Annotated in this window: 14 protein-coding genes; 1 reads left to right on the forward strand and 13 read right to left on the reverse strand. The window is 62.8% G+C overall.

Translation table 11 applies throughout. The features are described 5' to 3' along the window. Positions 1-55 precede the first annotated feature (55 nt). The gene (locus tag KHP07_RS23350) at positions 56-1,339 is read left to right on the forward strand and encodes an OmpP1/FadL family transporter (RefSeq protein WP_100492387.1); all 1,284 of its coding nucleotides are present in this window, start codon (positions 56-58) and stop codon (positions 1,337-1,339) included. 65 nt (positions 1,340-1,404) lie between these two features. Here the strand turns inward: KHP07_RS23350 and KHP07_RS23355 are convergent, their stop codons facing one another. From KHP07_RS23355 to cobO, 13 genes are all read right to left on the reverse strand, one after another. Further along, positions 1,405-1,956 (reverse strand): glutathione peroxidase, encoded by a 552-nt coding sequence (locus KHP07_RS23355; RefSeq protein WP_214498104.1) that lies wholly within the window; start codon positions 1,954-1,956, stop codon positions 1,405-1,407. 150 nt (positions 1,957-2,106) lie between these two features. Continuing rightward, a complete protein-coding gene (locus tag KHP07_RS23360) occupies positions 2,107-3,306 on the reverse strand; it encodes an MFS transporter (protein ID WP_178076835.1) in 1,200 nt (399 codons plus the stop codon). Between the two features lie 63 nt (positions 3,307-3,369). Beyond that, positions 3,370-3,774, reverse strand: coding sequence for a MarR family winged helix-turn-helix transcriptional regulator (locus KHP07_RS23365; RefSeq protein WP_034108018.1), 405 nt, complete (start codon positions 3,772-3,774; stop codon positions 3,370-3,372). A gap of 42 nt (positions 3,775-3,816) precedes the next feature. Continuing rightward, a complete protein-coding gene (locus tag KHP07_RS23370) occupies positions 3,817-4,545 on the reverse strand; it encodes an adenosylcobinamide-GDP ribazoletransferase (protein ID WP_214498105.1) in 729 nt (242 codons plus the stop codon). A 2-nt stretch (positions 4,546-4,547) separates the two neighbouring features. Further along, positions 4,548-5,123: an alpha-ribazole phosphatase family protein gene (gene cobC / locus KHP07_RS23375; RefSeq protein WP_078049651.1), complete on the reverse strand. Its 576-nt coding sequence runs from the start codon at positions 5,121-5,123 to the stop codon at positions 4,548-4,550. Continuing rightward, positions 5,120-6,175 carry a nicotinate-nucleotide--dimethylbenzimidazole phosphoribosyltransferase gene (gene cobT, locus KHP07_RS23380; protein WP_214498106.1) on the reverse strand — a complete coding sequence of 352 codons (1,056 nt, stop codon included), beginning with the start codon at positions 6,173-6,175 and terminating at the stop codon, positions 5,120-5,122. Before cobT ends, cobC begins: the two co-directional genes overlap by 4 nt. Further along, positions 6,172-6,693 carry a bifunctional adenosylcobinamide kinase/adenosylcobinamide-phosphate guanylyltransferase gene (gene cobU / locus KHP07_RS23385; protein WP_214498107.1) on the reverse strand — a complete coding sequence of 174 codons (522 nt, stop codon included), beginning with the start codon at positions 6,691-6,693 and terminating at the stop codon, positions 6,172-6,174. The genes cobT and cobU overlap by 4 nt, the downstream gene beginning before the upstream one ends. 163 nt (positions 6,694-6,856) lie before the next feature. Beyond that, complete coding sequence (locus KHP07_RS23390; RefSeq protein WP_214498108.1) at positions 6,857-8,308, reverse strand: cobyric acid synthase; 1,452 nt, start codon at positions 8,306-8,308, stop codon at positions 6,857-6,859. Then, the gene (cobD, locus tag KHP07_RS23395; RefSeq protein WP_078049655.1) at positions 8,305-9,294 is read right to left on the reverse strand and encodes a threonine-phosphate decarboxylase CobD; all 990 of its coding nucleotides are present in this window, start codon (positions 9,292-9,294) and stop codon (positions 8,305-8,307) included. Before cobD ends, KHP07_RS23390 begins: the two co-directional genes overlap by 4 nt. After that, entirely contained in the window at positions 9,287-10,195 is a 909-nt protein-coding gene (gene cbiB / locus KHP07_RS23400; RefSeq protein WP_099493550.1) for an adenosylcobinamide-phosphate synthase CbiB, read from the reverse strand. Before cbiB ends, cobD begins: the two co-directional genes overlap by 8 nt. Beyond that, entirely contained in the window at positions 10,192-10,842 is a 651-nt protein-coding gene (bluB, locus tag KHP07_RS23405) for a 5,6-dimethylbenzimidazole synthase (protein ID WP_099493551.1), read from the reverse strand. Before bluB ends, cbiB begins: the two co-directional genes overlap by 4 nt. Further along, complete coding sequence (locus KHP07_RS23410) at positions 10,839-12,242, reverse strand: cobyrinic acid a,c-diamide synthase CobB (protein WP_214498109.1); 1,404 nt, start codon at positions 12,240-12,242, stop codon at positions 10,839-10,841. The genes bluB and KHP07_RS23410 overlap by 4 nt, the downstream gene beginning before the upstream one ends. Then, entirely contained in the window at positions 12,239-12,850 is a 612-nt protein-coding gene (gene cobO, locus KHP07_RS23415; protein WP_025855821.1) for a cob(I)yrinic acid a,c-diamide adenosyltransferase, read from the reverse strand. Before cobO ends, KHP07_RS23410 begins: the two co-directional genes overlap by 4 nt. Between the last annotated feature and the right edge of the window lie 67 nt (positions 12,851-12,917).

Raw genomic sequence — 12,917 nt, forward strand, 5'->3', positions numbered from 1 at the left:
CGATCTTAAATTTATTGTTACTTTCCGCAGCGGTGATCACCACGGAGTTCTAATAATGAAAAAAGTAATGCTCAAGACCACACTTAGCCTCGCCGTTGCCATGGCATCCTCCCAACTGTTTGCAAGCGGTTTCGCACTGAACGAACAGAGCGTCAGCGGGATGGGTACGGGTTTCGCAGGCCGCTCTTCTTCTGCCGATGATGCAAGCACTGTTTACGGTAACCCTGCCGGTATGGCTCGCCTGAATGGCCAGCAGATCACGGGCGGCGTTGCGGCAATCGATGCCTCGACTGATCTCAGCGATACTGGCGGTAACTCGCGCGGCTCCAACAAAGGTGACATGGTTCCATTCACCGCGGTGCCATTTGGTTTCTACACCAACAAACTTAACGACCAGTGGGCTATCGGCTTCGGTGTGTACGCACCGTTTGGCTTGGTAACCGACTATGAAAGCGGCTTCCAGGGCAAAGGTTTCGGCAGCAAGAGCGAAGTGAAGGTCATCACCTTCCAGCCAACTGTCAGCTATGCCTTCAATGATCGGGTATCCGTTGGCTTTGGTCCGACCATCAACCGGATCTCTGGTGTGCTGGAGTCAGACAAGACCCTCAACCCTGCCGTCAGCGATACCAACGTCAAAATCAAGGGTGATGACACTGCACTGGGCTTCAACGTCGGTGTATTGGTCCAGGCGACCGATACCACACGTGTGGGCCTGACCTACCACTCCAAGGTCAAGTACAAGCTGGACGGCCATACCACCGTCAGCGGCCCCGCAGCCACTCAACCTTTCCTGCGTAACAACCGTTACGACGCGTCGCTGAAAATCGATACCCCTGAGTCCTACGACCTGTCGGTCACACAAGACCTGACTGACGCCTGGAAACTGTATGGCGGTGCTACCTGGACGCGCTGGAGTCGCCTGAAAGAGATCACCGTCAACAACAAAGGTGTGACCGCGGCAGGCGGTGCATTGGCACCCAGCCAACTCAGCGCTATCACTGAAGAGCAAAACTGGCACGATACCTGGGCCTACGCCGTGGGTACTTCTTACCAGTTGACTAAACAAGTGGTGCTGCGCACCGGCTTGACCTTCGACCAGTCGCCCACTAACAACACCAACCGCTCGCCGCGTATCCCTACGGGCGACCGCACGATCTTCAGCCTGGGCCTGGGCTACAAAGTCATGGATAACATGACCATCGACCTGGCTTACTCGTACTTGAAGGAAGAGGACGTCAAGGTCAACCAGACCGCTGCCGCTCCTTCTACCGCCAGCTACCGTGCCAAATACGAAAACAGTGCCAACGGTTTCGGCCTGGGCATGACCTACACCTTCTGATTCAGACGGGTGTGAAAAAGCCCCGCTCTCCTGCAAAGGAGGCGGGGCTTTTTAATGGCTGACTCTCAAGGCTTGGAGGCTATCGCCGCCTCCACGGCCTTGATCAATTCCGGACTGTCCGGCTTGGTCAGGCTGGAGAAATTGGCGATTACCTTGCCTTGGCGGTCGACCACATATTTATAGAAATTCCACTTCGGCGGCGCGTCAGTCTGCTGCGCCAACACCTTGAACAGGTGCACCGCATCCGGCCCCTTGACCTTCTGCGGCTCGGTCATGGTGAACGTCACGCCGTAGTTCACGTAACAGACCTTGGCGGTCTCTTCGCCAGTCTTGGCTTCCTGCTTGAAGTCATCGGACGGCACGCCGATCACTTCCAACCCTTCGCCCTTGTAGCGCTGATACAAAGCTTCCAGGCCTTTGAACTGTGGAGCGAACCCGCAGAAGCTCGCGGTGTTGACAATCACCAAGGGCTTGCCAGCAAAACGTTCGCACAGGTCGATGGATTCCTTGGCGCGCAGCTTGGGTAATTGGCCTTCCAACAACGGCGGGCAACTGGCGGCCAGGGCGGCACCGCCAATGGCCATCAGGACGGGTACAGCGAGCCAGCGCATCTGCATGTCGTGTGTCCTTGAAAATATTCAGGCTACGAACTTAACAGATCGACATACCCAGTTGCATCAACGCCAGCCCACCGTGTTGCCAGCCCCACCAGGCCAGTAGCACCAGGACCAACCCTGCCGCAAGTATCACACCGCGTACCGCCAGACTCATGCTGCCTCCATCTGCGCCTGCAATCGCGCCACTGGCCGCTCACGCACCGGCCAGTTCAGGGCCGCGGCGAGCAGGCTCAACAGAATTGCCACCTGCCAGATCAAATCGTAGTTGCCCGTTCGATCATAGACCACCCCACCCAACCAGCCGCCCAGGAACGAACCGAGTTGGTGGAACAGGAACACGATCCCACCGAGCATGGAGAGGTTTCGCACACCAAACAGTGTCGCGACGGTGCCGTTGGTCAGCGGCACGGTGGACAGCCACAAAAAGCCCATGGCCATGCCAAACAGGTAGGCCGTGACTTCGGTGACCGGTGCCCACAGAAACAGCACGATCACCACAGCGCGCAGCAGGTACAAGCCGGTCAGCAAACGTGGCTTGGACATGCGCCCGCCTAGCCACCCGGCAGTGTAGGTCCCGAAGATATTGAACAAGCCAATCAGCGCCAACACCGTGGTGCCGACGGTGGCCGGCAGGTGCTGGTCCACCAGGTAAGCCGGCAAATGCACACCGATGAACACCACTTGGAAACCGCAGACAAAAAAGCCAAAGGCCAACAGCCAGAAACCGGAATGGGAGCAGGCTTCCTTCAAGGCTTCACGCAGGGTTTGCTGGCCGGCCATCACCGGCAGCGGCTTATCCTTGAGCATCGCGACCAGCGGCAATATCAGCGCCACCATCAAGCCCAATGCCAGCAGTGCGGCAGACCAGCCGAGCCAACTGATCAGGCCCAAGGTGCCCGGCACCATCGCAAACTGGCCAAATGAACCTGCGGCACTGGCAATCCCCATCGCCATGCTGCGTTTTTCCGGGGCCACCGCACGGCCGACCACGCCGAGGATCACCGAGAACGACGTACCGGACAGACCGATACCGATCAGCAGGCCCGCACTGAGGGACAGCGACCATGCCGAATCGGACATGCCCATCAACACCAGGCCTGCGGCGTACAGGACGCCACCGACGAAGACCGCTTTGGTGGCGCCAAACCGGTCGGCCAGCGCGCCGGTAAACGGCTGCGCCAGGCCCCAGATCAGGTTTTGCAAAGCGATGGCAAAGGCGAAGGTCTCACGGCCCCAGCCGAACTCGCTGCTCATCGGTGCGAGGAACAAGCCGAAGCCGTGCCGCACGCCCAACGACAGCGCCAGGATCAGCGCACTCCCCACAAGAATCCAGCCACTGGTGCGCCACATCGAGTTCATTTCTTATTCTCCGCTCGCGGGTATATACCCGCTTATAGTCGGACAAACCCGCGCTCAGGCGAGTTCGTCTAGCAAGGCCAACAAGGTTTCGCGTTTTTCCGCGCCGAGTTGATCGATCAGTTTCTGCTGTGCCGCTTCCCAGGCGGGTAATGCGGCGGCGAGTCGCGCTTCACCGTCCTCGGTCAACTTCACCAGGCGGTTACGCAGGTCGTCACCCTCAACCAACTGCACCAAGCCCTCGCCTTCCAGCACCCGCAGGTTGCGCCCCAAGGTGCTGCGATCCAGGCCCATCGCTTCCGCCAGGCTGGAAATGCTTGGCTGGTCGAGGCGCTGCAGGTTGCACAGCAGAGAATACTGGGCGACGTTGATCCCGAAGCCATCAAGGGCGCCGTCGTAATGCCTGCTGACGCCACGGGCGGCACGTCGCAGGTTGGTACACAAACATTGGGAGGCAAGCATGGAACGTGTATATACCCGCGATTAAGGAAATGCAAGAAAGTGTTACAGCGCCAGACCGACCACGACCGCTACTTCCAGCAGTTCAAGCATGGCGCCTGCGGTATCCCCCGTGGTACCGCCCAGGCGATTGACCATCAATTGGCGCAGGCCCATGAAGCAGATCGCCGCGAGCAATACGGCCATCCCGCCGCTGACACCGCCGATCAGCACGCAGGCCAGGCCACAGAGGATCAGTACCTGTTGGCCGACAATCCTCGGTAAATGGTCCGACAATGCCTGGCCCAATCCTCCGGCACGCACATAGCGTGTGCAGAGGAACAACGCCAGCATCGACGCGCGTCCAATCAGCGGTGCCAGGATCAGCGCTGCGCCGTTATGTTGCTCGATCAAGGCCACCAGCGCGGTGAATTTGAGCAGCAGCACCAACCCCAGCGTAACCACGGCAATCGGCCCGCTGCGCGGGTCTTTCATGATCGTGAGCGTACGCTCGCGGTCGCCGAAGCCACCCAGCCAGGCATCGGCGCTGTCCGCCAGGCCGTCCAGGTGCAGACCGCCACTGAGCAACACCCAGGCCGTCAGCAACAGTGCGGCGTGCAGCAACAACGGTGCCCCCATCAAGACGGTGTTCAGGGCCCACAACAGCACACCGAACAACAGCCCGACGACGGGATAGAACAGCAACGAGCGTCCCAATTCCTGAGGCTGCGGCATGCCCGGCAAGCGAATCGGCAGGCTGCTGAGAAACTGCAGGGCAATCCAGAATGGCAGCATGTCTACACCCTTTCCTTCAGGACACCGTCCGCCGCGACCTGCACACTGAACAGCCCGCCGTGGCCCACTTCGACATTCAACAGTTGCTCCCGGGGCAAGCCACGCGCTTGTGCCAGCAGAAGACGCATCACGCCACCGTGACTGATCAGCAACACACGCTCACCGGCGTAGGCCTGGTGCAAGCGTGCGACTGCGCCCAGAACGCGGTCGGAAAAAGCGCTAACAGGCTCGCCGTCGGGTGGTGTAAAGCTGTAGGGATCGGCCCAGAACAACCCCAGGCTCTCAGCGTCAGTCTCCATCAAGGCTGCCGCACTCTGGCCTTCCCAAGCGCCGAAGTGCAGCTCTTGCAGGTCCTTCTCCAGTGTCACCGGCAGATTGAGCTGAGCGCCCAATGCCTCGGCAAACCGCGCACAACGCTGCAGTGGCGAACTGACCAAACGGTCCCACGGCCCCTGCTCCACCACCGCCGCGCGCATCTGCGCCCAGCCCTTGGCGGTGAGTGCGTCGTCCAGGCTGCCACGCAAGCCACCCCCCAATTCGGTTTCGCCGTGGCGCAGCAGGTCAAGGCGCAAGGTCATGCCGGGCGATCTGCCACGGCGGCTTCGGCGAAGGTCGCCATCTGCCCGTGCAGCGCGCAGGCCAGGCGCAACAACGGCACCGCCAGCGCAGCACCGCTGCCTTCACCCAGGCGCAGGCCTAGTTCCAGCAACGGCTGCGCGTCGAGGCGCTGCAGCACATGGCGATGACCAGGCTCGGCGCCGCGATGGCCGAACACCAGCCACTCACGGCACGCCGGGTTCAAACGTGTAGCAACCAACGCCGCGACCGTGCAGATGAACCCATCCACCAGCACCACGATGCCTTCCTGGGCACACGCCAGATACGCGCCCACCAGGGCGGCAATCTCAAAGCCGCCCAGATTGAACAGGGTCTGCAACGCATCCCCACGCTGACCGGCATGCAACGCCAGTGCACGCTCGATCACGGCCACCTTGTGGCTGACACCCTGGGCATTCAACCCAGTGCCCGGCCCCGTGAGGTCGCTGACCTGGCAATCGAGCAAGGCACACGCCAGCGCACTGGCGGCGGTGGTGTTGCCGATGCCCATCTCACCGCCGATGAACAGTTGCGCACCGTTCGCCAATGCACGTCGCGCACTGTCGCGACCGGCCTGCAAGGCGAGTTGCCCCTGGGCCTCGGTCATCGCTGGAGCGTTGACGAAGTTGGCGGTGCCGGCACCGATATTCAGGTGACGCACACCCGGCAGGTTCAAGGACGGCGTTACTGTCCCCAGGTCGACCACTTCCAGCTGCGCGTCTAGTTGCAGCGCCAATACGCTGATGGCCGCGCCGCCGGAGACAAAGTTTTGCAGCATCTGCCCGGTGACTTCCTGGGGAAACGCCGACACGCCTTCGGCGACCACGCCATGGTCACCGGCGAAGATGGCGATCCACAGTGAATCCACCGACGGTTTGACCTGGCCCTGCAAGCCAGCCAATTGCACCGCCAGCGCCTCCAACTGACCGAGCGAGCCGGCCGGCTTGGTCAATTGCTGCTGGCGCGCCAGGGCTTGTTCGTACGCTTGAGCGTCGATCGCCTTACAAGGGTTGAGCCACCAGGTGTCAGTCATAACGCAGTACCTTTCAGAGTCAGGGGCAGGCCGGCAACGGTCAGGACAACACGCTGACAACGCTCGGCCAAGGCTTGATGTAGCCAACCGGCTTCATCCACATAGCGGCGAGTCAATTCGCCCAGCGGCACGACACCCAGACCGGTCTCGTTGCTGACAAAAATGATTTCACCCGACAACGACGCCAGGGCGTCCAGCAGTTGATCGCGCTCGGACGCCAAGCGCACGGCGTCTTCGAGCATCAGCAGATTGGTCAGCCACAGGGTCAGGCAGTCCACCAGCAGACACTGCCCGGGGGCCGCGTTGTCCCGCAGCACGCGAGCCAGTTCAATCGGCTCTTCGATCAGGCCCCAATGGTCAGGGCGACGTTGGCGATGCAGCGCGACACGCTCGTTCATTTCGCCATCCAGCGGTTGGCTGGTGGCGATGTAAGTGACTGGCAAGGCGCTGTCGCTGGCGAGCTTCTCCGCCAGGCGACTTTTACCGGAGCGCGCGCCGCCGAGGATCAGTTGAAGCATGGGATGGCACCTTGGATTGGCTGAAATGGGTTGACCGTAAGGCCGCGTTCGCGAGCAAGCCCGCTCCCACATTTTGGGCGTGGTGCGTCCGTTGAATAGTGGTCGGCTGTATGGCCGCCTTCGCTGGCAAGCCCGCGCCCACACGAGGACCACGTCCCCCCGCTCAAATCCCACATAGATTGCGCAACAACTCAGTATCCAAATGATTCTCCACCAGGTCTGCCAGGCGCTCGATATCGCGCTCGCGCAAGGCGTGGTAGTCAACCTCCTGCACATCCTGCAACCCAGCCCAGCGCAATAAGGCACTGCACGCCGCCGGTGTTTCGAACACGCCGTGAAGGTAGGTGCCGAGAATCTGCCCATCAGCACTCTGGGCGCCATCGCTGCGACCGTCGTCCAGCAAAACAGCGGCGTTCGCCAAGGCAGCACCGGTCGTCACGCCCGCATGAATTTCATAACCACTGACGTGCACATCCTCCAGTAACAACCGCCCGCGCACATTGCGCAGTTGCTTCTCTTCCTCCAGCGTGGTGCTGAACGCCAGCAACCCCAGCCCATCACTGGAGCCGGCAGGCCCTTCCAGGCCCAACGGGTCATGCACCTGCTCGCCAAGCATCTGCAAGCCGCCACAGATACCGAGCACCTTGCCGCCATAGCGCAAGTGCCGCGCCACGGCGCTTTCCCAACCGTTGGCGCGCAGATAGGCCAAGTCGCTGCGCACGCTTTTCGAGCCTGGGAGGATGATCAGGTCGGCAGCCGGGATCGGCTGGCCAGGGCCAACGAACTGCAAATCCACCTGGGGATGCAGGCGCAGTGGGTCGAAATCCGTGTGGTTGCTGATACGCGGCAACACCGGCACCACCACCTTGAGCACCTGCGCCGCCTTGTCGATCTGGCGCTGGTCGATGCCGTCCTCGGCTTCCAGGTGCAGGTCCATCACGTAGGGCAGAACGCCCACCACCGGTTTGCCGGTGCGCGCTTCCAGCCAGTCCAGGCCTGGCTGCAATAAGGCGATGTCACCGCGAAAACGGTTGATGATAAAGCCTTTGACCCGCGCCTGTTCCGTGGGCGAGAGCAATTCCAGGGTGCCGACCAAGTGAGCAAAAACGCCGCCACGATTGATGTCGGCGATCAACAGCACCGGGCAGTCCACCGCCTCGGCGAAGCCCATGTTGGCGATGTCGTTGGCGCGCAGGTTGATCTCCGCCGGGGAGCCCGCGCCTTCGACCATCACCACCGGGTAGGCCTGGCTCAAGCGTGCATGGGAAGCCAGCACCGCCTGCATCGCGATGGCTTTGTAGTCGTGATAGGCCACCGCGTTCATGCTGGTCACGGCGCGGCCGTGGATGATCACTTGAGAGCCGGTATCGCTGTTGGGTTTGAGCAGCACCGGGTTCATATCGGTGTGCGGCGCCAGGTTGGCGGCCTGGGCCTGCACCGCCTGGGCGCGGCCGATCTCGCCGCCTTCGGCCGTCACCGCGCTGTTGAGCGCCATGTTCTGTGGCTTGAACGGCGCCACCGCCACGCCCTGGCGTACCAGCCAGCGGCACAGTGCCGTCACCAGCGTGCTCTTGCCGGCGTCGGAGGTGGTGCCTTGCACCATCAGCGTACTCATGTCGCTTCCTTATAGGCGACCAGGGCTGCGTCGAGACGCTGCCAGTCGGCCTCGGTATCGGGCAAGCCAAAGCGCAGGCTGCTGTCGTGGACAAACAGGCGCAGCAGGATGCCGCGCTGGGCCATGAATTCGTGCATGCGTTCGGCGTGGGGCGTGATCAGCCATTGGAACAGGGCACAGCCGCCCTGGGGTTGAAAGCCATGGCGCTCAAGCGAAGCGAACAGACGCTGGCCCGCCTCGATGCATCGTGCGCGTTGCCGCGCTTGCCCGGCGGTGTCGCGCAGGCACACTTGGCCCAGCACCCGCGTCGGCCCGCTGACCGCCCATGGCCCGACCTGTTCGGCGAGCAATTTGAGCAACTTGCGCTCGGCCAACACGAAGCCCAGCCGCACACCGGCGAGACCGAAAAACTTGCCAAACGAGCGCAACACGATCAGGCCGACCTGATGCGCGTGACCCGCCAGGCTCAGTTGGGGCGTCACGTCCATGAACGCTTCGTCCACCACCAGCCAGCCGCCGCGCTGGGCCAACCGCGAGTGCCAATCCAGCAAGCGCTGTGGGCTGAGGCTCAAGCCGGTGGGGTTGTTGGGGTTGACCACCACCAGCACGTCGAGGCCATCAAGGAAGAAGTCGACTTCCTGTTCCTGCACTTCGCGCACCACGTAACCGGCGCGGCGCCAGGCTTCGGCGTGTTCGGCATAGCACGGCGACAGCACGCCGACCTTGCCGGCACGGCGCAGGCGCGGCAGCAACTGGATGGCCGCCTGGGAGCCGGGCACCGGCAACAGGTGCGCAGCGCCGTAATACTCGCTGGCGGCCTGCTCCAGGCCGTCGTCGGTTTCCGGCAGGCGTGCCCAGGCGCGCAGGGGAACCTCGGGGATCGGCCAAGGCCAAGGCGCGAGGCCGCTGGACAGGTCGAGCCAGTCGGCCTCGGCTATCCCGTACTGAATCGCTGCCTTGCGCAGCCGGCCACCGTGTTCAAGCATAGAATTGCGCCCCCGCACATAGGATCAGCAGCCACAACCATACGCCGCGCTGCACCAGTTGCCAGCCCCGCTCGATGGAATCGGCATCCGCCGCCGGGCCTTCGCCCAATTGCGGACGCTGGTGCACTTCACCGTGATAGATCGCCGCACCACCCAGCTCCACGCCCAGGGCACCTGCACCGGCAGCCATCACAGGGCCGGCGTTGGGGCTGTCCCAGGTCGGGCCCTGGGTGCGCCAGCATTTAAGCGCCAGCCGCGTCTTGCCCAGCAGCGCGTAGGTCAATGCCACAAGACGTGCAGGAATGTAGTTCAGCACATCGTCGATTTTTGCCGCAGCCCAGCCGAAACGCTCGAAGCGTTCGTTGCGATACCCCCACATGGCGTCAAGGGTGTTGCTCAGGCGATAAAGCACCACGCCCGGCACACCGGCAACCACAAACCAGAAAATCGCGGCGAATACCGCATCGCTGCCGTTTTCCAGCACCGATTCGGTGGCGGCGCGGGCGACTTCGGTGCGGTCCAGCTCGCTGGTCTGGCGGCTGACCAGGTAGCTCACGCGCGTGCGCGCTTCCTCCAGGTCATCGCTGCGCAGGGCCTGGGCCACCGGCATCACATGCTCGCCGAGGCTGCGCATGCCGAGGGCGCAGTACAACGCCAGGATCTCCAGGACCCAGCCGATATACGGCGCCCACGACAAGGCCGTGGCCAGCAGGGTCAACGGCACCACGGCGATAACCCACGCGGTCACACCATGGCTGCGCCAGCCGCGACCACCGCTGTTGAAACGTTGCTCGATGCGCCCGGCAAAATTGCCGAACGCCACCAGCGGATGCCAGCGCCTGGGCTCGCCCAGCAGCGCATCCAGCGCCACGGCAGCGACACACAGCAAGGCCACACTCATTGACTCACTCCCCACACATTCTCATACAACATGTCACTTAATGGCCGAGGCTCGGTCCAGCCTTCGAGCTGCAACATCGGTGCCGGATAGAACTCGTCCACCGGCCCCAGGCACAGTACGGCCAGGGGTTTGGCACCCGGCGGCAAACCCAGCAGGTCGGCCAGCGCCTGGGGCTCGAACAGCGAGACCCAGCCCATGCCCAGGCCTTCGACGCGGGCTGCCAGCCACAGGTTCTGGATCGCGCAGGACAGCGACGCCATGTCCATTTCCGGCAAGGTGCGCCGGCCGAAAATGTGGCGCTCACGGTCATCCATCAACGCCGCCACCAGCACTTCGGCGCAGTCGTGGATGCCTTCGACCTTGAGCTTCATGAACTCATCGGAGCGCTCGCCCAGGGCTTCGGCAGTGCGTATGCGCTCTTGCTCCACCAGTTGTTGAATCTGGCCACGCAAGGCACGGTCGCTGATACGGATAAAACGCCACGGTTGCATCAAGCCAACACTCGGTGCCTGGTGCGCGGCCTGGAGCAGACGGTGCAGCAATTCGGGGGCGACAGTGCCGCCGCTGAAGTGGCGCATGTCGCGGCGTTCGGCAATGGCGCGGTAGACGGCTTGGCGGTCGGCCTCGGGGAAGGCGTTGTCGGTCATGGCCTCTTCGCGGGCAAGTCGAATCGTCGCACCGCCCCTCCCACCGGCTGGTCTGTTAACACTGTCGATGTGGGAGCTGGCTTGCCTGCGATGCCGGCCTCCCGGAGCGGCGCAAACAACGCGGCCACCGCAGCCGGATTCGACGGAAAATAAAAATGCACATAGGACGCGGTCATCCGCCCCTGTCGATACACCGCCTCGGCACCGCGCCCGCCATTGGGGCTCAGGCCACGGGCAATCGGTTGCCACTCGGTGCTAGTCAGGGAGTGATGATAGGTGTGGCCGCGCAGCCTACCTTCCGGCAATTCGACGCTTTGCAGGGCCAGGGCCGCGAGTTTCTTTTGCATCACGGCATCGCCCTGCAACAGGCCAACCAGTTCGGCGCGGGTGCCGTCGACATCGGTCAGCGAGTCGAGCAGGTAGAGCATGCCACCGCACTCGGCGAGCAAGGGTTTGCCGGCCGCGTGGTGGGCACGGATAGCGTCGAGCATCGAGGTGTTTTGCGACAGCGCCTGGTGGTGCAATTCAGGGTAGCCACCAGGCAGATAAAGACTGTCGGCGTCAGGCAATTCGCGGTCATGGATCGGCGAGAAGAAGCTCAATTCGGCGCCCATTGCCCGCAGCAGGTCGAGGCTCGCGCCGTAGGTAAAGGCGAAGGCTTCGTCACGCGCCACGGCGATGCGCACGCCCTTGAGCAATGGCTCGGCGTCGATCACTTGCGGCGCGGCAAAGGTCACCGGTGGCGGCAACGCCACTTCGCAACTGCTGCCCAACGCTTGGGCAGCCGCGTCCAGGCGCGCATCGAGGTCATTCAGTTCGCTGGCCTGCACCAGGCCGAGGTGACGACTGGGTAATTCGATACCGGTCTCGCGGGACAAGGCGCCGTACCAGCGCAGGCCTTCGGTGAGGCTGCCTTCCAGCAATTGCGCATGGCGCAGGGTGCCGACGCGATTGGCCAGTACGCCAGCGAATGGCAAATCCGGCTGATAACGCGCCAAGCCCAACGCCAAGGCGCCGAACGTCTGCGCCATGGCCGTGCCGTCGATCACACCCAGCACCGGCACGCCGAAGTGTCGGGCCAGGTCGGCGCTGGACGGTGTACCGTCGAACAGGCCCATCACGCCTTCGATCAGGATCAGGTCCGCCTCCCCCGCCGCTTCCCACAGCAGGCGGCGACTTTCCTGTTCGCCGACCATCCACATGTCCAATTGGTAAACCGGCGCACCGCTGGCACGCTCGTGGATCATCGGATCAAGGAAGTCCGGGCCGCATTTGAACACGCGCACCTTGCGCCCCAGGTTGCGGTGCAGCCGCGCCAGTGCGGCGGTGACGGTGGTTTTGCCCTGGCCGGACGCCGGTGCGGCAATCAGGACAGCCGGGCAATGACGGGGCTGATTCAAAGTTCGACGCCCTTCTGTGCCTTGATGCCAGCCTGAAACGCGTGCTTGAGCATGCCCATTTCGGTGACGGTGTCGCCCATTTCGATCAATTCAGGCTTGGCACCCCGACCGGTGACCACCACATGTTGCATCGGCGGGCGGGCTTGCAGGTCGCTGAGAACCTGGTCCAAATCGAGGTAGCCGTGCTTGAGGGCGATGTTCAACTCGTCGAGCACCACCAGGCCGATGGCCGGGTCTTGCAGCAATTCACGGGAAACCGCCCAGGCGGCTTCGGCGGCAGCGATATCGCGCTGGCGGTCCTGGGTCTCCCAAGTGAAACCTTCACCCATCACATGGAAGCGCACTTGCTCGGGGAAGCGGCGGAAGAACAACTCTTCGCCAGTGCTGTTGCGCCCCTTGATGAATTGCACCACGCCGCACTGCATGCCGTGGCCCATGGCCCGGGCCAGCATGCCGAACGCGGAGCTGCTCTTGCCTTTGCCGTTGCCGGTCAATACCAGCAGCAAGCCACATTCGTTGGGGGAGTTGGCGATGCGCTCGTCGATCACGGCTTTTTTGCGCAGCATGCGCGCCAGGTGGCGTTCGTCGCGGTCGGGGGAATCGGTCATGGCAGCTCTCCGTTGGGGCTGGACAAAAACGGCGGGCAGGAAAAAAGAAAAAAGACAGCCAAGCATC

It is taken from the genome of Pseudomonas sp. VS40 (assembly GCF_018587885.1).
In the GTDB taxonomy this organism is placed as follows: Bacteria; Pseudomonadota; Gammaproteobacteria; order Pseudomonadales; family Pseudomonadaceae; genus Aquipseudomonas; species Aquipseudomonas pergaminensis.